The organism is Paraburkholderia sp. BGA-UO-ETr-F21, from assembly GCF_059567925.1.
On record NZ_JCAQOY010000008.1, the window covers coordinates 1 to 25,422 of the forward strand.

At 63.6% G+C, this 25,422-nt stretch carries 22 protein-coding genes and 4 pseudogenes; 9 read left to right on the top strand and 17 right to left on the bottom strand.

Annotated elements, in window-relative coordinates; all coding sequences use genetic code 11:
• Nucleotides 1-17 precede the first annotated feature (17 nt).
• The gene (locus AC57B1_RS06820; protein WP_095417458.1) at nt 18-1,472 is read left to right on the top strand and encodes an NAD(P)(+) transhydrogenase (Re/Si-specific) subunit beta; all 1,455 of its coding nucleotides are present in this window, start codon (nt 18-20) and stop codon (nt 1,470-1,472) included.
• Nucleotides 1,473-1,523: 51 nt separating this feature from the next.
• Here AC57B1_RS06820 and AC57B1_RS06825 read toward each other — a convergent pair whose 3' ends face one another.
• The 9 genes from AC57B1_RS06825 to AC57B1_RS06865 form a co-directional block, all read right to left on the bottom strand.
• Nucleotides 1,524-2,264, bottom strand: coding sequence for a helix-turn-helix transcriptional regulator (locus tag AC57B1_RS06825; RefSeq protein ID WP_496417048.1), 741 nt, complete (start codon nt 2,262-2,264; stop codon nt 1,524-1,526).
• A gap of 64 nt (nt 2,265-2,328) precedes the next feature.
• Nucleotides 2,329-2,712, bottom strand: a complete 384-nt coding sequence (locus AC57B1_RS06830; RefSeq protein ID WP_091796706.1) for a VOC family protein — start codon at nt 2,710-2,712, stop codon at nt 2,329-2,331.
• 218 nt (nt 2,713-2,930) lie between these two features.
• Nucleotides 2,931-4,223, bottom strand: a complete 1,293-nt coding sequence (locus AC57B1_RS06835; RefSeq protein ID WP_408187549.1) for a THUMP domain-containing class I SAM-dependent RNA methyltransferase — start codon at nt 4,221-4,223, stop codon at nt 2,931-2,933.
• A gap of 131 nt (nt 4,224-4,354) precedes the next feature.
• Nucleotides 4,355-6,520: a site-specific recombinase gene (locus AC57B1_RS06840; protein WP_496417049.1), complete on the bottom strand. Its 2,166-nt coding sequence runs from the start codon at nt 6,518-6,520 to the stop codon at nt 4,355-4,357.
• Between the two features lies 1 nt (nt 6,521).
• Nucleotides 6,522-7,271: a PqiC family protein gene (locus AC57B1_RS06845; RefSeq protein ID WP_496417050.1), complete on the bottom strand. Its 750-nt coding sequence runs from the start codon at nt 7,269-7,271 to the stop codon at nt 6,522-6,524.
• Nucleotides 7,268-8,926, bottom strand: coding sequence for a PqiB family protein (locus AC57B1_RS06850; RefSeq protein ID WP_496417051.1), 1,659 nt, complete (start codon nt 8,924-8,926; stop codon nt 7,268-7,270). Before AC57B1_RS06850 ends, AC57B1_RS06845 begins: the two co-directional genes overlap by 4 nt.
• The gene (locus AC57B1_RS06855) at nt 8,919-9,593 is read right to left on the bottom strand and encodes a paraquat-inducible protein A (protein ID WP_408301089.1); all 675 of its coding nucleotides are present in this window, start codon (nt 9,591-9,593) and stop codon (nt 8,919-8,921) included. The genes AC57B1_RS06850 and AC57B1_RS06855 overlap by 8 nt, the downstream gene beginning before the upstream one ends.
• Before the next feature lie 7 nt (nt 9,594-9,600).
• Nucleotides 9,601-10,353 (bottom strand): paraquat-inducible protein A, encoded by a 753-nt coding sequence (locus AC57B1_RS06860; protein WP_496417052.1) that lies wholly within the window; start codon nt 10,351-10,353, stop codon nt 9,601-9,603.
• A 217-nt stretch (nt 10,354-10,570) separates the two neighbouring features.
• Entirely contained in the window at nt 10,571-10,780 is a 210-nt protein-coding gene (locus tag AC57B1_RS06865; protein WP_496417053.1) for a hypothetical protein, read from the bottom strand.
• Here AC57B1_RS06865 and AC57B1_RS06870 point away from each other — a divergent pair.
• The 4 genes from AC57B1_RS06870 to AC57B1_RS06885 all read left to right on the top strand — a co-directional run bounded on the left by AC57B1_RS06870 (nt 10,779) and on the right by AC57B1_RS06885 (nt 14,104).
• Nucleotides 10,779-11,339 (top strand): cytochrome b, encoded by a 561-nt coding sequence (locus AC57B1_RS06870; protein ID WP_091796699.1) that lies wholly within the window; start codon nt 10,779-10,781, stop codon nt 11,337-11,339. The genes AC57B1_RS06865 and AC57B1_RS06870 overlap by 2 nt on opposite strands.
• A gap of 8 nt (nt 11,340-11,347) precedes the next feature.
• A complete protein-coding gene (locus AC57B1_RS06875; protein ID WP_091796698.1) occupies nt 11,348-11,911 on the top strand; it encodes a YceI family protein in 564 nt (187 codons plus the stop codon).
• A 67-nt stretch (nt 11,912-11,978) separates the two neighbouring features.
• Nucleotides 11,979-12,548 carry a YceI family protein gene (locus AC57B1_RS06880; protein ID WP_091796697.1) on the top strand — a complete coding sequence of 190 codons (570 nt, stop codon included), beginning with the start codon at nt 11,979-11,981 and terminating at the stop codon, nt 12,546-12,548.
• Nucleotides 12,549-12,826: 278 nt separating this feature from the next.
• On the top strand, nt 12,827-14,104 hold the full coding sequence (locus AC57B1_RS06885; protein ID WP_408187557.1) for an MFS transporter: 1,278 nt from the start codon (nt 12,827-12,829) through the stop codon (nt 14,102-14,104).
• Between the two features lie 144 nt (nt 14,105-14,248).
• On the opposite strand, the gene secF is transcribed toward AC57B1_RS06885, so the two are convergent.
• The 5 genes from secF to queA form a co-directional block, all read right to left on the bottom strand.
• Nucleotides 14,249-15,199: a protein translocase subunit SecF gene (gene secF, locus AC57B1_RS06890; RefSeq protein ID WP_091796696.1), complete on the bottom strand. Its 951-nt coding sequence runs from the start codon at nt 15,197-15,199 to the stop codon at nt 14,249-14,251.
• Nucleotides 15,200-15,217: 18 nt separating this feature from the next.
• Entirely contained in the window at nt 15,218-17,290 is a 2,073-nt protein-coding gene (gene secD / locus AC57B1_RS06895) for a protein translocase subunit SecD (RefSeq protein ID WP_408301082.1), read from the bottom strand.
• A gap of 118 nt (nt 17,291-17,408) precedes the next feature.
• Nucleotides 17,409-17,738: a preprotein translocase subunit YajC gene (gene yajC, locus AC57B1_RS06900; RefSeq protein WP_013587151.1), complete on the bottom strand. Its 330-nt coding sequence runs from the start codon at nt 17,736-17,738 to the stop codon at nt 17,409-17,411.
• A gap of 210 nt (nt 17,739-17,948) precedes the next feature.
• Nucleotides 17,949-19,163, bottom strand: a complete 1,215-nt coding sequence (gene tgt, locus AC57B1_RS06905; protein ID WP_496417054.1) for a tRNA guanosine(34) transglycosylase Tgt — start codon at nt 19,161-19,163, stop codon at nt 17,949-17,951.
• A 109-nt stretch (nt 19,164-19,272) separates the two neighbouring features.
• The gene (gene queA / locus AC57B1_RS06910; RefSeq protein ID WP_496417055.1) at nt 19,273-20,331 is read right to left on the bottom strand and encodes a tRNA preQ1(34) S-adenosylmethionine ribosyltransferase-isomerase QueA; all 1,059 of its coding nucleotides are present in this window, start codon (nt 20,329-20,331) and stop codon (nt 19,273-19,275) included.
• A 146-nt stretch (nt 20,332-20,477) separates the two neighbouring features.
• Here queA and recG point away from each other — a divergent pair, with 146 nt between their 5' ends.
• Nucleotides 20,478-22,916: an ATP-dependent DNA helicase RecG gene (gene recG / locus AC57B1_RS06915; RefSeq protein WP_496417056.1), complete on the top strand. Its 2,439-nt coding sequence runs from the start codon at nt 20,478-20,480 to the stop codon at nt 22,914-22,916.
• A gap of 80 nt (nt 22,917-22,996) precedes the next feature.
• Here recG and AC57B1_RS06920 read toward each other — a convergent pair.
• Nucleotides 22,997-23,224 (bottom strand): annotated as a pseudogene (locus AC57B1_RS06920) (transposase); the annotation flags it as partial.
• On the opposite strand from AC57B1_RS06920, the pseudogene AC57B1_RS06925 reads away from it, so the two are divergent.
• From AC57B1_RS06925 to AC57B1_RS06935, 3 genes and pseudogenes are all read left to right on the top strand, one after another.
• Nucleotides 23,212-23,400 (top strand): annotated as a pseudogene (locus AC57B1_RS06925) (tyrosine-type recombinase/integrase); the annotation flags it as partial. The pseudogenes AC57B1_RS06920 and AC57B1_RS06925 sit on opposite strands and share 13 nt — an antisense overlap.
• Before the next feature lie 68 nt (nt 23,401-23,468).
• Nucleotides 23,469-23,900 (top strand): annotated as a pseudogene (locus AC57B1_RS06930) (ATP-binding protein); the annotation flags it as partial.
• Nucleotides 23,897-24,115 (top strand): hypothetical protein, encoded by a 219-nt coding sequence (locus tag AC57B1_RS06935; RefSeq protein WP_496417057.1) that lies wholly within the window; start codon nt 23,897-23,899, stop codon nt 24,113-24,115. The pseudogene AC57B1_RS06930 and the gene AC57B1_RS06935, both read left to right, overlap by 4 nt.
• 108 nt (nt 24,116-24,223) lie before the next feature.
• On the opposite strand, the pseudogene AC57B1_RS06940 reads toward AC57B1_RS06935, so the two are convergent.
• Nucleotides 24,224-24,700: pseudogene (locus AC57B1_RS06940) on the bottom strand (IS3 family transposase); the annotation flags it as partial.
• Between the two features lie 86 nt (nt 24,701-24,786).
• Nucleotides 24,787-25,344 (bottom strand): hypothetical protein, encoded by a 558-nt coding sequence (locus AC57B1_RS06945; protein WP_496417058.1) that lies wholly within the window; start codon nt 25,342-25,344, stop codon nt 24,787-24,789.
• Between the last annotated feature and the right edge of the window lie 78 nt (nt 25,345-25,422).

Genomic DNA, 25,422 nt, shown 5'->3' on the forward strand with positions numbered 1-25,422 from the left:
GCCAAGGAGAACGCGTAATGAGTCTGAACGTCGTCACGCTGCTTTATCTGGTCGCGTCGGTCTGCTTCATCCAGGCGCTCAAGGGGCTGTCCAATCCTAAAACCGCGCGCATCGGCAACACTTTCGGCATGGCCGGGATGGCGATCGCGATTCTCACCACCATCGCGCTGATCGTCAAGCAGGCGAACGGGCTCGGCTCGAACCTCGGCCTAGGTCTCGGTCTGCTGCTGGTCGCGCTGGTGATCGGCGGTGCGGTCGGTGCGTTCGTCGCCGCGCGCGTCGAGATGACCAAGATGCCGGAGCTGGTCGCGGCGATGCACTCGCTGATCGGTCTGGCCGCCGTATGTATCGCGTATGCGGTGGTGTCGGAGCCGTCCGCGTTCGGTCTGGTCGATCCGGAGAACACCGCGCCGGGCTTCCTGCCGTACGGCAATCGCGTCGAACTGTTCATCGGCACGTTCGTTGGCGCGATCACGTTCTCCGGTTCGGTGATCGCGTTCGGCAAGCTGTCGGGCAAATACAAGTTCCGGCTGTTCCAGGGCGCGCCGGTCGTGTATGCCGGGCAGCATCTGATCAACCTGCTGCTCGCGCTCGCGATGCTCGGCTTCGGCGTGATCTTCTTTCTCACGCAATCGTGGCTGCCGTTCATCATCATGACGCTGATCGCGTTCGTGCTCGGCGTGCTGATCATCATTCCGATCGGCGGCGCGGATATGCCGGTGGTCGTGTCGATGCTGAACTCGTACTCGGGCTGGGCGGCGGCGGGCATCGGCTTCTCGCTGAACAATCCGATGTTGATCATCGCGGGCTCGCTGGTCGGCTCGTCCGGCGCGATTCTGTCGTACATCATGTGCCGGGCGATGAACCGCTCGTTCTTCAACGTGATTCTGGGCGGCTTCGGCAACGAGCCGGGCGCGGCGGCGGCGGGCGGGTCGGCTGAGCAGCGTCCGGTGAAATCCGGTTCGGCGGATGATGCAGCGTTCATGCTCGGCAATGCCGAAACCGTGGTGATCGTGCCGGGTTATGGCCTCGCCGTCGCACGTGCGCAGCATGCGTTGAAGGAACTGACCGACAAGCTGGTGGAGAAAGGCATCGAGGTGAAGTACGCGATTCACCCGGTGGCCGGCCGCATGCCTGGGCACATGAATGTGCTGCTCGCCGAAGCCGAAGTCGCTTACGACATGGTCTATGAAATGGACGACATCAACGGCGAGTTCGGGCAGGTCGACGTGGTGCTGGTGCTCGGCGCGAACGACGTGGTGAACCCGGCGGCGAAGAACGATCCGAAATCGCCGATCGCGGGCATGCCGATTATCGAGGCGTACAAGGCGCGCACGGTGATCGTCAACAAGCGGTCGATGGCAGCAGGCTACGCCGGGCTCGACAACGACCTGTTCTACATGGACAAGACGATGATGGTGTTCGGCGACGCGAAGAAGGTGATTGAGGATATGGTGAAGGCGGTCGAGTAAAGCGGCTTGAAATGATTTCGCGGTTTGCCTCGCCACGGCAAACCGCGATCGTCACTTCGGCTTCGCATTCACATGCCGCAACAGATCCGCAAGCCGTCTGCCTTCCTGATCCGGATACTGTTCGCGCACCTGAAGATTCTGGATCTTCTCCAGTCCGAAATTGCGGAAATCCCCGCGCAGTTCGCACCATGCGCCGAGCGTCCAGCGCGCGCCCCAGTAGGCGAGCGCAAGCGGCCAGACACGACGCTCGGTCGCCGCGCCGTTCACATCGACGTAAGCAAAGCTCACCACGTGCCGCGTGTCGATCGCGCGATGCAGCGCGTCGAGTTGCGCGGAAAAATCCCCTTTGATGTGAAACGACGGCGCGAAGACGGCCAGCCTTTCCAGCGCCGCGCGTTTGTCGGCGGGCATGGCCGAGGCGATTTTGGCGAGCGCCCCACGCGCGCCGCCCGCGAAGCCGGCGCCACCCCACGATTCGAGCATGCGCGCGCCCGCGGCGAGCGCGGCCAGTTCGTCGGCGGTAAAGGTGAGTGGCGGCAAACTCGCCGTGCGGCTCAAGCGGTAGCCGATGCCGGCTTCGCCTTCGATCGGCACCCCTGACAGTTGCAGATCGCGTACATCGCGATAGACCGTGCGCAGCGAGATGTTGAGCCAGTCGGCGAGCTGCTGCGCGGTGGTCAGACGCCGTCCGCGCAGCAACTCGGCGATCTGGAACAGGCGGTCGGCGCGGCGCGTCATCGTAGGCGTTGGGTAGAGGAGGGCAGGGGCAGTCCCGCGATGATAGCGCCGCATGCCGTGCTCCGGTCAGCGTCCGTGCGTGGCGCGTGGCGGCCGCCGCGCACGGACGTCGAGTTGCTTAGCCGTTGGTCCGCGAATGCAGGCCGAGGCGGTTGCCCTCGGTATCGGTAAAGAATGCGATATAGCCGATGTCTTGCGGCAGCTTGATCACCGGGCCGTCGGTTTTGCCGCCGGCTTTCTCGACTCGCGCGAGGACGGCGTCGACGGTCGGCTGCGCGTTCAGGTAGACGAGCACGCCGTCGCCGGTCGGCGTCATCGACGGACTGTGGACGATCGCGCCGCCGGTGGCCGGTTCTTCATAGCCGAACACGGCGATCGGCTGGCCGCCGATGTCCTGCACGTTCAGTTTGACGTCGAGCGCGGCTTCGTAGAAACGAACGGCGCGATCGAAATCGACGGACGGAATCTCGAACCATGCAACAACTTTGGATGCTGCGGACATGTCACTCTCCTATGGATGGCGGGTAAGCCGTGCAAAGCGCCGGATGGCGTGAGAAGGAGTGTGCGGGGGCGCTACTGACAGCGTGGTGTCAGTAGGGGTGGCAGGAGCGAGCAAAGAAGTGGCGGGGCTAAAGCACGCGGCAGGCGAAAAAAAACCGCGAGGCCGGTTCACGGCTCGCGGTTTTTATCGCCTTGCAGCGGTACAGGAGACGGTATGCCTCAAGCCGCCGGCGTATCGGTTTGCGGCCGTTGCCGGACGCTGCCCGCGATCAGGTCGAAACGGAACAGGCGGCATTCGAGCGCGCCGTTAAAGAGCGGCGTCTTGGTCGATTCACGCAGGCGCAACTGTCCCGGCAACTTGCGATCCGACGTCAGGATAAACGCATGCCAACCGGTGAAGCGTTGCTTGAGCGCGTCGCCGAGCGAATGGAAGAATTCGCTATCCGGCGTTTCTTCCTGAGCGCGGCGAAAGCCCTCATCTTCGCGGCTCTCGCGATTGCCGCGGCCTTCGCGTAGCTCGCCGCGCGCGTTACGTCCGCGCACTTCGATCCGTTCGCCATAGGGCGGGTTGGCGACGAGAATGCCCGCGGCGGAACTGGGCGGCGTCATGTTGCGCGCGTCGATCTGCTTGAGCGGAATTGACGGCAGGCCGGCACGCTGGAAGTTGGCGCGCGCCTTGTCGAGCATGTCGCCGGAAATATCGCTGCCAAAGATCTGCAGATCGGCACGCGAGCTACGCGCGGCATGTTTCGCGTCGAGCGCGGCGGCCTTGAGCGCTTGCCAGGTCTTGGCCTCGTATTGCTTGAGCTTTTCGAAGCCGAAGCGGCGTTCCGCGCCCGGCGCGATCTTCAGCGCCACCTGCGCGGCTTCGGCGAGGAACGTGCCGCTGCCGCACATCGGGTCGTACAGCGGCGTGCCGGCGGTCCAGCCGGTCAGACGCAGAATGCCCGCGGCCAGATTCTCGCGCAGCGGCGCCGCGCCCTTGTCGAGGCGCCAGCCGCGCTTGAAGAGCGGATCGCCCGAGGTGTCGAGATACAGCGTGCAGTCGGTGGCGGTAAGAAACGCGAACACGCGCACGTCGGGCATGGCGGTGTCGATGCTCGGACGCGCGCCGCTGACTTCGCGCAGACGGTCGCAGATCGCGTCCTTGACACGCAGCGTGGTGAATTCCAGGCTGCGCAGCGGCGATTTGATCGCGGTGACGTCCACGCGCAGCGTTTCGTTCGCGGAGAACCACTGTTCCCAACGCTGTTCGACGGCGAGCGCGTAAATGTCCTGCTCGCTGCGATACGGGCGATGCGCGATTTTCAGCAGCACGCGGCTCGCGAGGCGCGAATACAGGTTGGCGGCCATGCCGGCAGCCCAGCCTCCGCGGAAATGCACGCCGCCCGGCACTTGTGCGCCGGCCGTGAACGGCGCGCCGTTCAGGTGCTGGGCGGCAATTTCGGCGAGTTCAGCCGCGAGCGAGGCTTCAAGGCCGCGTGGGCAAGGGAGGAAGAAATCGAAGGACATTGAGGTTGCCGGAAGGCGTTGAATAAGGCGCTATTGTACGCGGTCGGGCTGAGCCGCCCATGCGCGATCGTCTGGCGGCAAGCCGCGCCCGCTTGCGCGGCGGCGCGGCGAGCGGTTTCCACCGCGACGCGCTATCTGACCGAGCGCGCCGTTTTTGCCGGCCAGACCAGCTCCAGCGGATGCCGGAACACCCGTTGCCAGATCGCGCCGCGCAGCGAGCGCACCGCGTTGCGCCGCAAGTCGCGCGATTTCACCGCCATATAGAAGGCGAGCGCGAAACTCACCGCCACATTGAGTATCGCCATGCTGCCGACACCCGCCACCGCCCACCACAACTCCGGCAGCTTCAGCGCGTCCTTGCCGAGCACGCCGAGCGCGACGCCGATCGAACCGGCGCTCAGCGTCACGTGCCGCACTTCGAAGGAGAACGCGAACGCGGTGAGAATCGCCGGCACCAGGCCGAGCATCAGACCGAGCGTGATATTGCCAACGACTCCGGCCACATTCGCGCGGCAGAACCGTGCGATCCGGTTGGCGGCGGCCGCGCCGAGCGTCAGGCGCAGACGGCGGTTGTAGGCGAGGGCGTCGGCGACGCGATGCAGCACGAACCAGTTGTCCGCCCAACCCGCGAGCAGGCTGGACGACCACAGCAGCACGCCGGTCAACGCGGCATAGAACGGCGTGGGCCCCCAGAGCGAGAAGGAATGCAGCGTGGCGTGCGCCTTCGTCGGTGAAATGATGTCGGCGTGAAACAGCGCGTGCCACAGCAGTTGCACGCCGAGGCTCACGGGGAACACCAGCAGCACGTTGCCCAGTACCGCGGCGGCCTGTGTGCGCATCAGCGCGGTCACCGAACTGACGAAACTGTCGACCCCTGCTGGCGTGCCGACACCGTCGAGTTCCCGCGCGAGCGTCGGCGCGGTCATGGCCGGCTGCTTGGTGGCGAGCGAGAAATGCAGAAAGTGCATCAGCAGGAAGCTGGCCGCGTAGTTGATGCCGGCGAGCAGCCCTTCGAACATCGCCTGAAAATGCGCGCCCGTAATAGCGAATTTCACGCATACCGTGACGACGGTGACGAGGCCGCCGCCGGCCGCCATGCGCAGCATCTTCAGATATTCGGTGCGATCGCGGGCGATGTAGTGCTCACCCGTATCGGCGCTGTATTCGACGACCTTGCGCGCCAGCAGAGAAAAGTTGCTGCGCATCAGATGCGCGACGCTCTGGCTCGCATGATTCGCGTCGACGAGTTCGGCGGTAAGACGCGCGCCGGCGTGCGGATCGTCGTGCGCCATCCATGCATTGAGCAGATGCTCGGCGCGCACGATCCGCATGCGCATCCGTTCGACCTGGAACACGATGTCGACGCTCACGCCGTTGCGATAGAGGTGCGCGAAGACGTTGTCGGTCGCGCCGCGGCATTCGTCGAGCAGCAGCCGCAGATAGTTGACCTCGTGCAGCAGCGGGTCTTGCGGGGCGCCCGCCACGAACGCCTGATGCGCGGCTTCGACGGCGAGCATCGCACGCGTGAGCCGGTAGAACGGCTGCTTTTCCATCGCGACGCGCATGTCGCTGGCCTCGTGGGCGTCATGGCCGTCGCGTCCACGGTGCGCGTGATCGAAGCCGTGCTCGTCCGGATCGGCTCCGCCCAAACGGCTGCGCACGGTTTGCGACAGGCCCGTCGAGCTGATCTGGCAGGTCAGGTTATGCAGCGCGGCCAGCAGGTCGAGCGAAAACGGCGTGGCGTCGCGTTGTTCGTCTTCGTCCGCCGCGTAGTCGAAAAGCGCGTGAATGCGGATCAGCAGATCGGTGGGAAGCGCGCCGATCCATTCGGCGTCCCGCTCCGAGCTGAACATGAGCGTGACGATCGCGGTGAGGTCGCGCCGGTTCGGCGCGGGCGGAATCAATGCTGCTTCGAGCCGCTCGAACAACGCACCGAAGAAGCCCGAATGCACGGGCATGCCGGCGTCGCACAGCAGCGAAAGGCCGTCGCTCTCGCGCAGCAGAGCACGCAGAGTGCCGGCGACGTTGGCCTTCCAGACGGGGTTGCGATCCAGCACATGCAGGAGGTAGCGAATTCGCGTGTGCGCAGGGATCGAGTGGCTAGCGGTGTCTTCAGCGGTGGCGCCGGATTGGACCACGCGGCCCCGGCGAATCCAGTGAGCGAGTTCGATCAGCCACTCACTGCGCTCCGGATAAGGTGCAGTGCGGTCGGCGATCGCCAGCAGCGCATCGGGCTGGTGACCGCCGTCGCGCGAAGCGCGCCATTTCCTGTTGAGACGTTTGAGCGAATCGAACACTTCAGGCGCCGGCTCCCGCAGCGCTGTCCGCTGAAGGACACGCCGGCACGGCCACGCTCACAGTCGCTCCTTTGGCCGAGGAAGAGGTTGCCTTGGCGCCTTGACCTTGCGGAGCAGCGGCAGCCATGGCCTGTACCGCCGCAGCCACCTGCGCGGAAATCCGCTGCAGCGCGCGCCGATGCCCGTCGACCAGCGCGTCATACCCGCCGCTCACCGGTTCGCTGACCACGCTACGGCACGTCATCACCGTGTTGCTGCGTACCGCGCGAACGCTCCACACCGCGTCGATCAACGCATGCGAACCCGGCCATGACTCGAAGCGCTGCACATTCATGCTGACCCGATACACCGGCGTGGCATCCGGGTGCGCGGTGCCGAACACGTCGATCGTGTTGAGCTGCTGCGTCAGACTCGTCGACAACGCGCGCCGGATCTCGTCGCCGGGCAGTGAGGCCCAGCGCTCTTCCTCGAGCACTTTGACCTGCGTCGGTCCGGTTTGCACGACCAGTTGATTCTTCGACACCTGCGGCGGCACGTCGATCGGCGCGACTTCGATCAGCCACGCGGGCGCAGCCGCCGTGCGGACGCTGACCGGCGCGGCGGCTCCGGCAGCGCTATCCGCTCCCAGCGTATAAAAGCGGCTCGACGGCGACGAGCACGCCGCCAGCGTCACCAGTCCGGCCAGAGCGCCGGCAAGAACGGCGCCGCGCGCGAACCCGCGCGGCGGACGAGGGAGCCGGGCAAACATCATGGTTTATCTCCTGTTTTACCGCGCAACAGCGATTCGGGATGGCGCTCCAGATAATCCGACAGCGCATTGAGCGACTGCAACGTGCGCGTCAGTTCCTGTAACGCCTGATGAACATCGGACTGCAACGGCGAGTCCTGCTGCAATGTCGCCTCGGCCGAACCGAAGGTTTGCTTCGCCGCCGCGAGCGTATCGCGGGCCTGCGGCACCACTTCCTTGTCGAGTCGCGTGAAGAGCTGATCGGCGTTCTTCAGCGCGCTGTTGAGGTTGTTGCCGATCTGGTCGAACGGTACCTTGTCGAGCTTCTTCGCGATGTCGGCGACCTGGAGCTGCAACTCGTCGAGCGTGTTCGGAATGGTCGGCAGTTCGAGCGGATCGCTCGCCACGTCGACGGTTGCCGGCGGCGCCTTCGGGAAGATGTCCACCGCCACGTACAACTGGCTCGTAATCAGATTGCCGGTGCGCAACTGGCCGCGCAAACCGTGTTTGACGAGCTGTTGCAGCATGGTTTGACCCGCGAGGCTGCCCGGTGCCGGCGCGGTTTCGCGGAAGCGCCTGCCGAGGCGGTCGGGATAAAGGTTCATCGTCACCGGCATGGTGAAGCTGCGCGTCTTCGGATCGTAGTCGATGCCGATGTTGGTCACCTGCCCCAGCACGATGCCGCGGAAATCGACCGGTGCGCCGATCGACAGGCCGCGCAGCGACTGGTTGAAGTTCATCACCACGCGCAGCGGCACGCCGTCCGGCTCGCGCATCGCATCGGCTTCATCCGAACCGAGGCGGAAGGTCATGTTGTTCGGTGCCTGCGCGCCCACGCCTTGCCCCGGCGGCGACTGGAACGACAGTCCGCCCACGATCACCGTGGCGAGCGACTGCGTGTTCAGCTTGAAGCCGCTGGAATCGAGCCGCAGATCGACGCCGCTCGCATGCCACCAGCGCGAATTGGTGCCGACGTACTGGTCGAACGGGGCGGACACGAAGACCTGCATGGTCACGCCGGTGCCGTCCTTGTCGAGCGAGAAGCCGACCACCTGGCCGACCTGCACGCGCCGGTAGAAGATCGGCGAGCCGATGTCGATCGAGCCGAGCGAGTCGCCGTGCAGCACGAACTGGTGACCCTTCTGGTCGCCGGTAATCGGCGGCGGCGTTTCAAGGCCGACGAAGTCCTTCTCGCTATCCGGCGAGTGCCCGGCGTCCGCGCCGATATACGCGCCCGAGAGCAGCGTGGTGAGACCCGACACGCCGCTCGCGCCGACGCGCGGCCGCACCACCCAGAAGCGCGAATCCTTGACCGCGAAGTCTTCGCCTTCCTTGGTCAACTGCACCTGTACCAGTACGTGCGACAGATCTTTCGACAGCGTGATGGTCTTCACGGAGCCGACGTCGACGTCCTTGTACTTCACCTTGGTCTTGCCCGGTTCGAGCCCCTCGGCACTGACGAAGCTGATCGTGATGGTCGGGCCTTTCGCGGTGACCGATTTGATCACGAGCGCGATGCCGATCAGCGCGGCGATCAGCGGAATCACCCAGACGAGAGACGGCAGCCAGCGGCTGCGCGGTTCGATTTCCGGGTCTGGGAGTTGGGGCGGCAGCTTCGGTCCGTTCGAATCGTTGCGCGGCGCATCGGAGGCGGGCGTCGGTTCTTGCGGGCTAGTCATGTTTGAGGTCCTGAGGTTTTTGGGTATTGCGCTTCACGCCGCCTTGCACGCTGCCTTCCACGTGATCCCAGATGAGCCGTGGGTCGAACTGCATGGAGGCCAGCATGGTCAGAATCACCACCGAGCCGAAGGCGATCGCCCCCGGGCCGGCCGTAATGACGGCAAGCGATTTGAAGCGCACCAGCGCGACGGTCAGCGTGACGACGAACACGTCCAGCATCGACCAGCGCCCGATCCGCTCGACCATCCGGTAAAGCGTGATGCGCTGGTCGGGCCGCCAGCGCGAACGGCGCTGCGCCGTGATGGTGAGCAGCACCAGCACGCTCAGCTTGAGCATCGGCACCATGATGCTGGCGATAAACACGATCACCGCGAGCGGCCAGTCGCCCGAGGTCCAGAAATAGACGACGCCGCTCATGATGGTGTCGTCTTCGGAGCCGAGCAGCGACGCCGTGTGCATTACCGGCAGCAGGTTCGCGGGAATATACAGCAGCGCGGCGGCAATCAGCAGCGCCCACGTGCGCATCAGGCTGTCGGGGTTGCGCGAGTGAAGGTGCGCGCCGCACCGTGAACAGTGCTGCGCCGTGACGGAGCGAATGCGCGGCTCGACGCGTCCGCACGCGTGGCAACTGACGAGGCCCGCGCGTCTCGCGGTGATGTATTTCATGATGTGCTCATCCTCGACGTGGCGCCGGCGGCACCGGCGGCAACGCGGTTGGCTCCGCGCTACGCACGTCGGGCGGCGCGGGCGGTCCGGCGACCGAGTTGACGGCGGCGGCCGCGCTGTCGGCGGAAGTGCGCGGCAGCGGCCGTTGGTCGCGGGCGCCCAGTTCGTCGGCGAGGTCCCACAGAATGCGCGGATCGAACGTGACCACCACGGCGAGCATCAGCGTGAGCACGCCGAACGCAAACAACGCCGCCTCGGGAATCACGCGCGCGAGACTCACCATCTTCACGATGGTGATCAGTATCCCGAGCATGAAGACTTCAATCATGCCCCACGGGCGCACGAATTGAATGGCGCGCAGCACCCGGTTGAAGGCGCGTGGCACATAGCCGGCGCGTAACGGAATCAGCACATAGAGCAGTGCGACGAGTTCGGTCAGCGGGAACAGGATGGTCGAGCAGAACACCATGACCGCGACGATCTGCATGTCCTCGTCCCACAGCGCGACGAGCGCGCCGAATAGCGTAGTCTGCGACGTGATGCCGTTGGTTTCGAGTTCGACGATCGGGAAGCCCTGCGCGATCAGGAAGGTGATCAGCGCGCCCAGCGTCATGGCGCTGATGGCGTCGAGCTTGCGGGAGACGCCGCGATAAAGCGTAGCCCCGCAGCGCGGACAGCGCGCGAGCGTGCGCCCGACAAGCCGGGGTTTGTGGAACAGCGTATCGCACTCATGGCACGCGATCAGGTTGTCATGTTCCATAGGGCAAAGGGCTGACAGTGTGAGGGGAAGCGTGCAATGCCCGTTTCTTTGGCAGGTCTGATGAAAGTGTGGAGCAATAGTACCAAAGGCGCCCCGCCGTCGCACCGGCTGTTGCGCCGAGGTCGGATTGTGACGATTGTGAGCCGGGGCGCACGACGGCGGGCGGTTAATCCTACATTGCATCCGTCTAGCTCTGACAGCCTCCGTCCCTAATTGTTCAATGCGTGCAGTATCGGCGCTGAAACTCCGCGTGGGTGGCCTGCGGCAACGTTCTGCCAGTTTTTTCCGGTTCGGGTAGCATGGCCGCCTTGGCGCGTGTCGCCGCAGGCATTGTCCGTTCAGATGAACCGATGCCTTGCGCATCGGCATCCGGAATATTCATGCGGACTGCGCCGTTAACCTCTCTTAGCTTGCGTTGACCTGTCATGGCACTCAATCCTTCATTCAGTAGCCGGGAATCGTATTCGCCGACTGCCATTGCCCTGCATTGGCTGATCGCGCTGCTGATCGTATGCGGCTTCGCGCTCGGCTGGGTGATGACCGATATCCCGGGCTTCACGCCCACCAAGCTGAAGTATTTTTCGTGGCACAAGTGGATCGGCGTGACGGTATTCGCGCTCGCCGTCCTGCGCATTCTGTGGCGCGCCACGCACGCGGCGCCCGTGATGCCCCGCCGCATGCCGGTCTGGCAGCGCGGCGCGGCGCATCTCGTACACGTGTTGCTGTACGTGCTGATGATCGCGATTCCCGCTTCGGGCTACCTCTATAGTTCGGCGGCCAACGTGCCGGTGGTGTACCTCGGGCTGATTCCGCTGCCGCGCCTGATCGCGCCGGACCCGCACCTCAAGGAACTGCTGAAGAACGTGCATATCACGCTGAATTACACCCTGCTCGTGCTCGTCGCGCTGCACGTCGCGGCCGCGCTCAAGCATCAATGGCTGGATCGCGACGGTCTGCTTTCGCGCATGCTCCCTTTCCTCAAATAAGGACAACCATGAAGGTTTCGTTTTATCGCTACATGCTCGCCGCCTTTGCCGCGGCCTCGTTGACCGTGGCCGGCAGCGCCATGGCGCAAGTCGACGTCGCGAAGAGTTCGGTGACGGCCACGTCGAAACAGATGAATGTGCCGGTGGAAGGCAAATTCGGTAAATTCACCGCGCAGGTCAAGTTCGATCCGGCAAAACCGGCCGACGGCAGTGCGCAGTTCAGCATCGACGTGGCCAGCTACGATCTCGGCGACGAAAGCTACAACGACCAGGTGCGCGGCAAGGACTGGTTCGACGCGAAGACGTATCCGAGCGCCACTTTTGTTTCGAGCGCGATTGCGCCGGCCGGCGGCAACCAGTTCAAGGTGACCGGCAAGCTGACCATCAAGGGCAAGTCGCAGACCGTGGTGGTGCCGGTCACCGTGTCCCAGCAGGGCGCGGTGCAAACCTTTGACGGTTCATTGCCGATCAAGCGCTCGCAGTTCGATATCGGCACCGGCGAATGGAAAGACACCTCGGTGGTCGCCGACGAAGTGGTCATCAAGTTTCATATCGTTGCAGCACATAAGTGACGTTCGCCCCGCCGCTCGGGCGGGGCAGCTTTTTTCTGGAACCTAGGAGCACGAATTGAAAACATCCATGTTGATCGCCATCGGCGCGCTCGCTTCTTCTTTCTCATTGGGCGCGTTCGCGGCGGCCGATACCTATCAGCTCGACCCGACCCACACGTATCCGAGCTTCGAGGCGGATCACTTCGGCGGTCTTTCGGTGTGGCGCGGCAAGTTCACCAAGAGCTCCGGCACGGTCACGCTCGACCGTTCGGCTAAAACCGGTACCGTCGACGTGACGGTCGATCCCGCTTCGATCGACACCGGCAACAGCAAGCTCGACGAGCATCTGAAGACGGATGCGCTGTTCGACGTCGCCAAATATCCTTCGGTAACCTACAAGGGCACCGAGATCAAGTTCGACGGCGACAAGCCGGTCGAAGTGATCGGCAATCTGACGATGCACGGTGTCACCAAGCCGCTGAATCTGAAGATCGAGTCGTTCAAGTGCATGCCGCATCCGGTGCTCAAGCGCGAAGTGTGCGGCGTGGAAGCGAGCGCCCATTTCAACCGTGCTGACTACGGCATGGATTTCGGCGCCAAGTACGGCTTCAATATGGATACCAAGCTGCATATTCAGGCCGAAGGCATCAAGCAATAAACGCTTAACGCGTCTGCCGCGTGCGGGTATTGAATCGCACGACCGTTGCGTCGCAACAAAAAAACCGCTTCGTTCGCTTTGGCGACGAAGCGGTTTTTTATTGGCCGCCTGAGACGCCGGAAGCCTTATGCAGCGGCATAGCGCAATTTCGCACTCGCGCCGTATTAATTTTTCGGGTACATAGAGCGCAGGCACCGCACTGGTTGTGCGCGCATCCAGTCGGGCATTCAGGGCGTCACGCCCACATGAATAATATTCCGCGCGAATTGGAGATCTGCATGAACGCAACGACAGCAGCAAGCCTCACGGGGAGCCGGCAAAGTTCGTGGCGCGCGGTGGTCGCGGCCTCGATCGGCAACGCGCTGGAATGGTTCGATCTGGTGGTGTACGGTTTTTTCGCGGTGGTCATCGCAAAGCTGTTTTTCCCGGCCGGTAACGACACGGTCTCGCTGCTTCTCACGCTCGGCACCTTCGGTGTGTCGTTCTTCATGCGGCCGCTCGGCGCGATCGTGATCGGCGCCTACGCCGACCGCGCCGGCCGCAAGGCGGCGCTCACACTCTCAATCCTGCTGATGATGGCCGGCACGTTAATCATCGCGGTCCTGCCGACTTATCAGAGCATCGGCCTCGCCGCACCGGTGATTCTCGTATTGGCCCGTCTGATGCAAGGCTTTTCGGCGGGCGGCGAGTTCGGCAGCGCCACCGCCTTTCTCGCGGAACACGTGCCGGGGCGGCGCGGCTTTTTCGCGAGCTGGCAGGTGGCGAGTCAGGGGCTCACCACGCTGCTTGCCGCCGGCTTCGGTGTACTGCTCACCGGCAAGCTTTCGCCTGAGCAGATGGCCTCGTGGGGTTGGCGTGTACCGTTCTTCTTTGGCCTCCTCATCGGACCGGTCGCCTGGTACATCCGCACCAGGCTCGATGAGACGCCCGAATTCCTCGCTGCCGAAACGACCACGACGCCGCTGCGCGACACCTTCACCAGCCAGAAATTGCGCCTGCTGATCGCGATCGGCGTGGTGGTGCTCGGCACGGTATCGACGTATCTGGTGCTGTTCATGCCAACCTTCGGCGTGAAGCAATTGGGACTGGCGCCTTCGGTCGCGTTCGCGGCGATCGCACTGACCGGCGTGATCCAGATGGTGTTCTCGCCGCTGGTCGGCCATCTGTCCGACCGGCACGGACGCACCACGATCATGCTGATCTCGGCGCTGCTACTGCTCGTGCTGATCAACCCGGCCTTCGCGTACCTGGTCGCGCATCCGACTTTCGGCACCTTGATCGCCATGCAGATCGTGTTCGGCTTTCTGATGACCGGTTACTTCGCGGCGCTGCCGGGTCTGCTCTCGGAGATGTTTCCGGTGCAAACGCGTACGACCGGCATGTCGCTGGCTTATAACATTGCCGTGACGATTTTCGGCGGCTTCGGGCCGTTCATCATTGCGTGGCTGATCAGCGCGACGGGTTCGAAGACCGCGCCGAGTTACTACCTGATTTTCGCCGCGGTGGTGAGCCTCGTCGCGCTGATGGCGGCGCGGCGCAAGCTTGGGTTCCGCTGAGGTGGACGCTTGCAGTTGCCTCCGCGGATGGGCGCGGCGCGGCGGTGAAGCAGGGCGACGGTAAGGCAGGGCGGCGGTAAACGCAAAAGGCCGGTTCATCATGAACCGGCCTTTTGCATTCCGAGGTCTGACGCTAAAACAGGATCAGACTTGCGCGCCCGCGTTCGGATCGTCCGCGTCGCTGCGTTCCTTCTTGTCCTTGATCAGGTCTTCGCGCTTCACGCCAAACCACATGGCGAGCGCCGCGGCGACGAACACCGACGAGTAGATACCGAACAGAATACCGACCGTCAGCGCGAGAGCGAAGTAGTGCAGCGTCGGGCCGCCGAACAGGAACATCGAGAGCACCATCATCTGCGTACAGCCGTGGGTGATGATGGTTCGCGACATCGTGCTGGTGATCGCGTGGTTGATCACTTCGATCACGCTCAGCTTGCGTTCGCGGCGGAAGGTCTCACGAATCCGGTCGAAGATAACAACCGATTCGTTCACCGAGTAGCCGAGCACCGCGAGCACCGCAGCCAGCACGGAGAGTGAGAACTCCCACTGGAAGAACGCGAAGAAGCCGAGAATGATCACCACGTCGTGCAAGTTCGCGATCACGCCGGCCACCGCGTACTTCCATTCGAAGCGGAACGACAGGTAGATCACGATGCCGACCACCACGCAGGCCAGCGCGAGCAGGCCGTCGGTGGCGAGTTCCTTGCCGACCTGCGGGCCGACGAACTCGACACGCTGCAGTTGCACCTGCGGCGTTTCGGCCTTCAGTGCGGTCATCACCTGATCGCTCTGTTGCGCGGACGTATAGCCCTGCTTGAGCGGCAGACGGATCAGCACGTCGCGCGAGGTGCCGAAGTTCTGCACCTGAGCGTCGGCATAACCGAGCTTGCCTAGCGTGCCGCGCACCGGTTCGAGCGGCGCGGCGCCCGGATACTGCACTTCGATCACCGTACCGCCGGTGAACTCCACCGACAGATGCAGCCCGCGATGCAGCAGGAAGAACACAGCAGCAAGGAACGTCAGCAGCGAGATCGCGTTGAAGATCAACGCACGCTGCATGAACGGAATGTCTTTGCGGAAACGGAAAAATTCCATGGTCTTGTTCTCCGGGACTCAGCGGGATGAACCCGGTTTCTGCGGCGTATTCGACGTATTCGACGTAGTCGACGAACCCGGCGCGTTGCGGCGGCGTACGGTCGGCTTGCCGGCGCGAGCCTGCGCGACCGCAGCTCTCGCCTTCGACGGCTTGGCGGCGACCGCGGCGACGGCTTGCGCCGTGTCGGTCGCGGCGTCTTCGCTACCGAGGTAAGCCGCCGAGCCCGCGGGCGCCGTATCCGGACGCCACACCTGACCGATGGCCAGCGACTTCAGCTTCTTTTTGCCGCCGTACCAGAGGTTGACGATGCCGCGCGAGAAGAACACGGCCGAGAACATCGACGTGAGAATGCCGATACAGTGCACGATCGCAAACCCGCGCACCGGGCCCGAGCCGAACGCGAGCAACGCGATACCGGCAATCAGCGTGGTGACGTTCGAGTCGAGAATCGTTGCCCAGGCGTGCGCGTAGCCGTTCTGGATCGCCAGTTGCGGCGGCGCGCCGTTGCGCAGTTCTTCACGCACCCGTTCGTTGATCAGCACGTTGGCGTCGATCGCCATACCGAGCGCGAGCGCGATAGCGGCGATACCCGGCAGGGTGAGCGTGGCCTGCAGCATGGACAGCACGGCGATCAGCAGCAGAAGGTTGACCGACAGGCCGATCATGGAGATCACGCCGAACAGCATGTAGTACGCGATCATGAAGACGGCGATCGCCGCGAAGCCCCACACCACCGAGTGGAAGCCCTTCTTGATGTTGTCCGCGCCGAGGCTCGGGCCGATCGTGCGTTCTTCGATGATGTCCATCGGCGCGGCCAGCGAACCGGCGCGCAGCAGCAGCGCGAGGTCGGCGGCGCCTTGCGGCGTGGCCTGGCCGGTGATCTGGAAGCGGTCGCCCAGTTCCGACTGGATGGTCGCCACCGTCAGCACTTCGCCCTTGCCCTTTTCGAACAGCACCATGGCCATCGGCTTGCCGATGTTGTCGCGCGACACGCTGCGCACCGCGCGGCCACCGGCCGAATCCAGGCGGATATTGACCGAGGGGCGCTGGTGTTCGTCGAAGCCCGCTGACGCGTCGATAATCCGGTCGCCCGTGAAGATGATCTGCTTCTTCAGCAGCACCGGCGTCTGGTTGCCTTGCGTGAACAGTTCGTCGCCCGGCGGCACCGGATCGGACGGATTCGGATGCGTGTTGACCGGATCGGCGAGGCGCGCTTCGAGCGTTGCCGTACGGCCGATGATGTCCTTCGCCTTCGCCGTGTCCTGCACGCCCGGCAGTTCGACCACGATGCGGTCGGAGCCTTGCTGCTGGATCACCGGCTCGGCCACGCCGAGTTCGTTCACGCGGTTATGCAGCGTGGTGATGTTCTGCTTGAGCGCGGCGTCCTGCACGGCTTTCTGCACCGTCGGCGTGAACGTGCCGACGAGTTGCACGCTGCCGTCCGGGCTCGCTTGCGAGGCCCACTGGAGTTCGCTGATGCTGCGGCTCAGTTGCTTCGATGCGTTGTCCGCGCTCGCCTGGTCGGCGAAATTGATCACCACCGTCTGGTTGACGCGGTTCACGCCGCCGTCGCGGATATTGTTGTCACGCAGCAGCGTGCGCGCGTCCGAAGCGTCCGAGTCGAGCTTCTTGTTGAGCGCGCCGGCCATGTCGACCTGCAGCAGGAAGTGAACACCGCCGCGCAGATCGAGACCGAGGTACATCGGCAGCGCGTGCAGGGCGGTCAGCCAGCGCGGCGACGCGCTTTGCAGATTCAGCGCCACGATGAACTGCGGGTCGGTCGGGTCGCTGTTCAGCGACTTCTGCAGCAGGTCCTTCACGCGCAGTTGCGTGTCGGTGTCCGGCAGACGCACGCGGATGTTCGCGTTGGTCGACGCGTTGTCGAACGTGACGTCGTCCGGCTTGATCTGATTCGCGGCGAGCGCGGCTTCGACAGCCGACAGCGTGGTCGAGTCGAGCTTGACCGTTGCCTTGCCGCTCGACACCTGCACCGCCGGCGCTTCGCCGAACAGGTTGGGCAGCGTGTACACGAGGCCGATGACCAGAGCCACCAGCATCACGGCGTATTTCCAGAGGGGGTAACGATTCATGAGTGGTCCAACGGGAAGGTTGGCTTGGAAGCGATGCGTCCGGCGATGAGCGCGGGCGATTCAGCGCTGGATTGCATGAATCGCGGGCGAGGCCGCGCCGGACGCGAGAGAGCAGGCCTTACAGCGACTTGATCGTGCCCTTCGGGAGAATCGTCGTGACCGACGCTTTTTGCACGGTGATTTCCGTGCCTTCCGAGATCTCGACGCCGACGTAAGCTTCACCCACCTTGGTCACCTTGCCGACGATGCCGCCATTCGTCACCACTTCATCGCCCTTGGCCATGGCGGCGAGCATGTTGCGATGTTCCTTCTGGCGCTTCATTTGCGGGCGAATCATGATGAAGTACAGCACGCCGAACATCAGGATCAGCGGCAGGAAGCTCATCAGGTTCGACTCAACGCCACCTGCTGCGGTGCCTTGGGCGAAGGCATTGGAAATGAACGACACGTTGGTCTCTCCGTTATAAGTCAAAACGATCAAAAAAATCAGCCGGTTATTCTACCACCGGCCTGACGCGCGTCGGCGCGGCGAATCGGCTTTGGGATCAACCGTTTAAAGGCTGGTTTGCCGTTTTTAGCGCCGTTCGCGAAAGTCGATTGTAAGGTTTTCCCGGCGAGGCCGACGGATTCTTCCGCTGAATCCGCGGCCCCCGCGCCGTTACGGCGCCTCGGCGGTGCCGCGCGCGCGGTTCTCGTGAAAGCGTTTGCGGAAGGGCTCGAACATTTTCGCGTCGATCGAATCGCGGATTTCCTGCATCAGTTCGAGGTAGTAGTGCAGGTTGTGGATCGTGTTCAACTGCGCACCGAGGATTTCCCCTACGCGATGCAGATGGTGCAGGTAGCCGCGAGTGAAATTTCGGCAGGTGTAGCAGCCGCATTGCTCGTCGAGCGGGCGCAGCGAATTCTTGTGCGTGGCGTTGCGGATCTTGATGTCGCCAAACCGCGTGAAAAGCCAGCCGTTGCGCGCGTTGCGGGTCGGCATCACGCAGTCGAACATGTCGACGCCGGCGGCGACGCCCGCCACCAGGTCTTCCGGCGTGCCAACGCCCATCAGATAGTGCGGCTTGTTGGCCGGCAGCTTCGGGCCGATGTGGTTCAACACGCGCATCATGTCTTCTTTCGGTTCGCCGACCGACAGCCCGCCGATCGCCAGACCGTGGAAATCCTTCTCCGCGAGCCCTGCCAGCGACTCGTCGCGCAGGTCTTCGAACATGCCGCCCTGAACGATGCCGAACAGAGCGTTCGGATTGCCCAGCCGGTTGAATTCGTCGATGGAGCGCTGCGCCCAGCGCATCGACATGCGCATGGAATCGGCCGCTTCCTTGTGCGAAGTCGGCACGTTATTGGTCGCGTACGGCGTGCATTCGTCGAACTGCATGACGATGTCCGAGTTCAGCACTTTCTGGATCTGCATCGACACTTCGGGCGACAGGAACAGCTTGTCGCCGTTGATCGGCGACGCGAATGTGACGCCGTCTTCGGTGATCTTGCGCAGATCGCCGAGCGAAAACACCTGGAAGCCGCCCGAGTCGGTCAGGATCGGCCTTTTCCAGCCCATGAAGCCGTGCAGGCCGCCGTGCGCCTCGATCGTTTCAAGACCCGGACGCAGCCACAGATGGAAAGTGTTGCCGAGAATGATCTGCGCGTGCATTTCCTCCAGCTCGCGCGGCTGCACCGCCTTCACGGTCCCGTACGTGCCGACCGGCATGAAGATCGGCGTTTCCACCACGCCGTGATTCAGCGTGACGCGGCCGCGGCGGGCCTGGCCGTCGGTGCCGAGCAGTTCGAATTTGAGGCCGTTTTCGGGGCGAACGTGGTCGCCGAGATAAGCGCCGTGATCGGCACGCGTGCTAACGGTGTGACCGTCGGTCATGAAATAACTCCTGTGCTACCGGAAAACAGTCCGGCGCAAATAATGAATGCCGCCGGAAGGGTTCTCGGCGGCTCCTGGAACTGCGAATTTTAAACGGCTGGTCTTGGGCTCAAACGTCGCGCCGGGTGAGCAGCATCGCGTCGCCATAGCTGAAGAAGCGGTAACGCTGCTCGATCGCATGGCGGTACGCCTCGCGAATGGTTTCAACGCCCGCGAAAGCCGACACCAGCATCAGCAGCGTCGACTTGGGCAAGTGGAAATTGGTCACTAGCCGGTCAACCACGCGGAATTTATAGCCCGGCGTGATGAAGATGTCGGTTTCCGTGCTGGCGGCGGCAAGCGGCCGGCCCGCGGCTTCGGCGTCGCGCGCGGCGGCTTCGAGCGCGCGCATCGAGGTCGTGCCCACCGCGATCACGCGGTTGCCGCGTGCGCGCGTCGCCGCGATCTGGTCGGCGAGCGCTTGCGGCAGGTGATACCACTCGCTGTGCATCTTGTGCTCGGCGAGGTTTTCCACCCGCACCGGCTGGAACGTGCCCGCGCCGACGTGCAGCGTTAGCGTCGCGCGCTGCACGCCCGCGGCGTCGAGGCGTGCGAGCAGCGCCTCGTCGAAATGCAGGCCCGCTGTGGGCGCGGCGACCGCGCCGGGATTCTGCGCGAACACTGTCTGGTAGCGGGTTTCGTCGGTCGAGTCGGGATCGTGCTCGATGTACGGCGGCAGCGGCAGACGGCCGAACTGTTCGATCAGCGTCAGGCAGTCGTCCGGAAAATGCAGCGTGTAGAAGGGCTCGACGCGTTCGCCGATCGTGACGTCGAAGGCATCCGCCAGCCGGATCGTGGTGCCGGGTTGCGGGCTCTTGCTGGCGCGAATCTGCGCGAGCGCCGTGCGCTCGCCGGTGAGGCGCTCCACCAGCACTTCGATCTTGCCGCCACTGGCCTTCTGGCCGAGGAACCGCGCCTTCAGGACTTTGGTATCGTTAAAGACCAGCAGATCGCCGGGCGCGATGCACTCGGGCAACTCGGCAAAGCGGCGGTCGATCAGGCGCGCCGCGCCGGTGGCGTCGGCCGGGTTGTCCACCTCGAGCAGACGGCTCGCGCTGCGCTCGGGCAGCGCGACTTGTGCGATCAACTCGGGAGGCAGATCGAAATCGAAATCGGAAAGCGTCAACATGAACGACTGGAAGCGAATTGAGACTGAATTGAGCCGAAGCCGGAGCCGGGCGGCTATGATTGCGGGACGCCGGAGCGGCCCGCGAGAGCGCGCGCCGTATGGCGGCGAACCCTTTGACAGCCGATATTGTACTTGCGAAGCAGCCCATGCCTTTGTCCGACCGCCGATTGCCCTCCGTTACCGATGAAGTGAGCGCCGAACCCAGGCGCCGCGGCTCGCGGGGCAAGGCGGTGGCGGCGGGGAGCGATGCGGGCCAGGGTGTTGGCGCGGATCCCGAGTCGAGCGCTGAAAAAGCTGCGCAACAACGCGACGAATCGGATGGCAAGACCATTGACGAAATTAGCGGGCAACGCGTAGGCAAGCTCGCTGACGCATCTGGCGGCGCGCGCGCCGACAGCCTTGCCGAGCTGTCCGCCGGCAAACTTGCCGACAAATCCGCCGGCATATTCGGCGACAAACCTGCTGGCAAGTCCGGACCCAAGGCCGCTGCGAAATCTTCCACCAAGTCCGCCGCCAAACCCGCCGAAAAAACCGCCGACAAGCTCGCCAAGCTCGGCCTCACGCGCGACATCGACCTGGTGCTGCACCTGCCCATGCGTTACGAGGACGAGACTTCGCTGACGCCGATCGGGCATCTGCTGCCCGGCGGCATTGCGCAGACCGAAGGTGTGGTCTTCGACAACGAGATTGCCTATCGTCCGCGCCGTCAGTTGCTGGTGAAGCTGCATGACGACGCCGGCGACGAACTCGTGCTGCGCTTCCTGAACTTCTACGGCTCGCAGGTCAAGCAGATGGCGATCGGCGCGCGGCTGCGGGTGCGCGGCGACGTGCGCGGCGGTTTCTTCGGCATGGAGATGGTGCATCCGGCGGTGCGCGTGGTCGACGAAGACACGCCGCTGCCGCAGGCGCTGACGCCGGTGTATCCGAGCACGGCGGGCGTGACGCAGGCCTATCTGCGCAAATCGATCGATAACGCGCTTTCGCGTACGACATTGCCGGAGTTGTTGCCTGAGGCCGTTGCGCGCACGTGGTTGCAGCCGCTCGGCGTGCCGTCGCTGATGGAGGCCGTGCGCACGCTGCATCATCCGGGCGCGCAGTCCGATGAGACCGCGTTGATCGACGGCACGCATCCGGCCTGGGTGCGTATCAAGTTCGAAGAACTGCTCGCGCAGCAGATGTCGCTCAAGCGCGCACACGAAGAGCGCCGCACTCGCGCGGCGCCGGCCATGCCGCGTCGCAAGCTGGGCGACGAATCCGCGCTGGTCGCGCGCTTGCTGAAGGCGTTGCCGTTTTCGCTGACGGCGGCGCAGGAGCGTGTGGGCGGCGAGATCGCGCTCGACCTGACTCAGCCGCATCCGATGCAGCGGCTATTGCAGGGCGACGTCGGCAGCGGCAAGACAATCGTCGCCGCGCTGGCCGCCGCGCAGGCCATCGACGCCGGCTATCAGGCCGCGCTCATGGCGCCGACCGAAATTCTTGCCGAACAGCATGCGCGCAAATTACGTGGCTGGCTGGAGCCGCTTGGCGTGAGCGTCGCGTGGCTCGCAGGCAGTCTGAAGACCAAAGAAAAACGCGCCGCGATCGAAGCCGCCGCGCTCGGCACGGCGCAACTCGTGATCGGCACGCACGCGATCATCCAGGACGCGGTCGAATTCGCGCGCCTTGGGCTCGTGATCGTCGACGAACAGCACCGTTTCGGCGTGGCGCAGCGGCTTGCGTTGCGCGCCAAGGCGCAGAACGCCGCCGACGGCGCGCGTGACTTTCAGCCGCATCAACTGATGATGTCGGCGACGCCGATTCCGCGCACGCTCGCCATGACGTATTACGCCGACCTCGACGTGTCGACCATCGACGAATTACCGCCCGGGCGCACGCCGATCCTGACCAAGCTCGTGTCCGACACGCGGCGCGAGGAGGTGATCGGGCGCGTGCGCGAGGCCGCGTTGACGGGGCGTCAGGTGTACTGGGTGTGTCCGCTGATCGAGGAAAGCGAGACCTTGCAGTTGCAGACCGCGGTCGAGACTTATGAAACGCTGGTGGCCGCGTTGCCCGAGCTGAAGGTTGGCCTCGTGCATGGGCGACTTGCGCCGGCTGAGAAAGCGGCGGTGATGGATGCGTTTACTCGCAACGAGGTGCAGTTGCTGGTGGCCACGACGGTGATCGAAGTGGGCGTGGATGTGCCGAATGCGTCGTTGATGGTGATCGAGCATGCCGAGCGGTTTGGGCTTGCGCAGTTGCATCAGTTGCGTGGGCGGGTGGGGCGTGGGAGTGCGGCTTCGGTTTGTGTGCTGCTTTATACGGGGCCTTTGTCGATGACTGCGCGCGCGCGGCTTCAGACTATGCGCGAGACGACCGATGGGTTTGAGATCGCCAGACGGGATCTGGAGATTCGCGGGCCGGGGGAGTTTTTGGGGGCGCGGCAGTCAGGTGCGGCGATGCTCAGGTTTGCGGATCTTGAGAATGATCAGTGGCTCATTGAGCCTGCGCGGGAGGCGGCGGCTGATTTGCTGGAGAAGTATCCCGAGGTGGTGGTGCAGCATCTGGCCAGGTGGCTGGGGGCTCGGGAGCAGTATTTGAAGGCGTGAGGTTGGTGGTTTTTTTTGCCTGCGCGGCGCGTTTGTGGGAGGTGTCAGGAATTTTGTGTGCTGAGGTCGATTAAAAAATCTCAGCTCATGGCGGAGGTGAATCGCTCGCCGAACAGAATGGCGAACTGATTGACCGCTTGCCGCCAGGTGATAGGCGGCATCTTCCAATCCTTTTCGATGTTGCGCAAGGCCAGATACAGCAGTTTGCTGGCGGCTTCGTCGCTGGGGAAATGACCGCGGTTCTTGACGATCTTGCGCAACTGCATGTGCATGCTCTCAATCGCGTTGGTCGTANAAGTTGCATCGCGCCAGCCCCCACTGGACGCGCCATACCCACGCCACCCATGCGCTTGCTCGCGGCGCGGAGCTGACGACCGTGCGGGACAACCTGCGCCACGCCTCTATCGCAACGACCTCGATCTACCTGCTAAGCGACGAGGCTAAACGCTCCCGCCAGATGGACGAAGCGTTCGCCGCGCCGTAGCCCACGCCCTTTCCGACAGGGCGTCGCCGGCTAAACGTGCTTTATTTTCCGTTTTCTCAAGCGACCCCTATCAGGCAATCGCGGGCGGCCACACCGCGTTGTTCACCACCGCCGGCCAGATGCTCGGTGAACTGGCCGCGCTCGATAGCGATTCTGCCCTGCGCCGCCGACTGAATCGCTACGCCTCGCCCGACGTGCTTGTAATCGACGAGGTTGGCTACCTCTCGTACTCAAACCGCCACGCCGATCTGCTGTTCGAACTCGTCAGCAGAAGGTACGGAGTCACCTCGACCGTGGTTACGACAAACAGACCATTTAAAGAATGGCATGAGGTGTTTCCGAACGCGGCTTGCGTCGTCTCCCTCGTTGACCGACTCGTGCATCGTGCGGAGGTCGTCGTGATCGAGGGCGAATCCTATCGTGTGAAGGAGGCACGTGAACGCGCCGAGCAGCGCACGAAGAAACGTAGTGCGGCGAAGGCTGAGAAGAAGGCAACATGACGCGCCGTCAACTGCCTTCCGGGGTCGCCTGCGGGCTCGACTTCCTGATCCCAGACAACTGGTCCGCCGAGCAAGCGTTCGCCGTCGTCGAACTCATCGACGATCTACGCTGGCGGATTTGCACGCACTACCAACTCGCATTGCACGAGCTACAGCGCGAACAACGTGCGCCTCCCGTGAACACTCACCCGACCGACGTCGAAGATCCATTCTGAGCACGAGCAGGCAACAACAACGAGTCAGCGATAAGCGCCCCTTGGGCGTTGTCGCTTTACTTAACCTGACGCCGCCGTTTAGTGTCGGATTTGCACCGCCGCTAACACCAGCGACTCAATCGCCGATTCCAGCATGGTGTTGACGAGTTCGGCATCCGGCCGCGTGCTGATTGACCAGCTCACAACGAGACCGTCGAAGCAGTCAATCACCGGCGACAGATACACCTTGCCGGCCGGAATCTGGAATTCGGTAATGTCCGTGAGCCATTTCTGGTTCGGGGCAGCGGCGCGGAAGTCACGATTGATAATGTTCTCCGGCGCAGGGCTTATTTCTCCACAATAGGAGCCGTAGCGACGTCGCCTGGTCGTGGCAACCGCCAGACCTTCCTGTCGCATCAAACGTCGCACCACCTTCTCCGAGATGACGATCTGCTGCCTGCCCAACGCCGCGTGGATCCGGCGATATCCGTAACAACGGTGATTGAGTTTGAAGATATCCGCGATGATGCGTCGCGCGTCAGCGTGCCTGTCAGCAACGAGCTGACGTGCACGGTGATAGAAGTAGGAACTGCGGGCAAGCCCCAGGGCCTCAAACTGCTAGGCGCCCCGGACCGATCGCATCTGGATCGACGCCCGGCCACGAGCTGCAGTCCGTCAGCGGCTCGGGAATGTCACTGCGTCTCATGTGACTCCCCGCGACGATATCTGCTTACCAGGGTGTGCCGGCTGAATGCAAGCCTGGTCAGGTCGGGGCTGATGAGTTGACCGCCATGCAGTCCAGCGGTTATCGCTGTCCGCACAAGTACAGAATCGATGTGGGAGAAGTACCGCTCGGCCTCATCAATGGTCGCGGGGCGATCGAAGAACTGGATTACGTTCGCGAGCAATGCCGGGTCGATCAGGTGACTCCCCGTTCCCAGATAGGGAAGCAATGCCATCCAGTTTTGGATCCAGATGCAATGGCGTTCGATCTCCTTGCTGGAAATGGTCTCGACACAAGCTGCAGCTTGCATGGTCTGGCTCGCTATGCGCGGATCGGAAGCACGCACTCCATCGACATTTCCGTCAACGATCAGCCACTGTTCTGCTCCGTCACGCATCACCCAGAAGTCAGCTGTCGGCTCTGTCGCCGGCTCGACAGATAGCGCAGGTCGCTCGCAGTAATTCGTCACGCCAGGATTGGCCTCGAGCATGATCCACAGGCGAACTTGCGTCGCCGAGACAAACATGACGGGACGTCGCAGCTTCAGCGCCCAGACGTGGTGTAGTGTCTGCTTGGGAAGACGCTGAACTGGAAGGGGAACAGG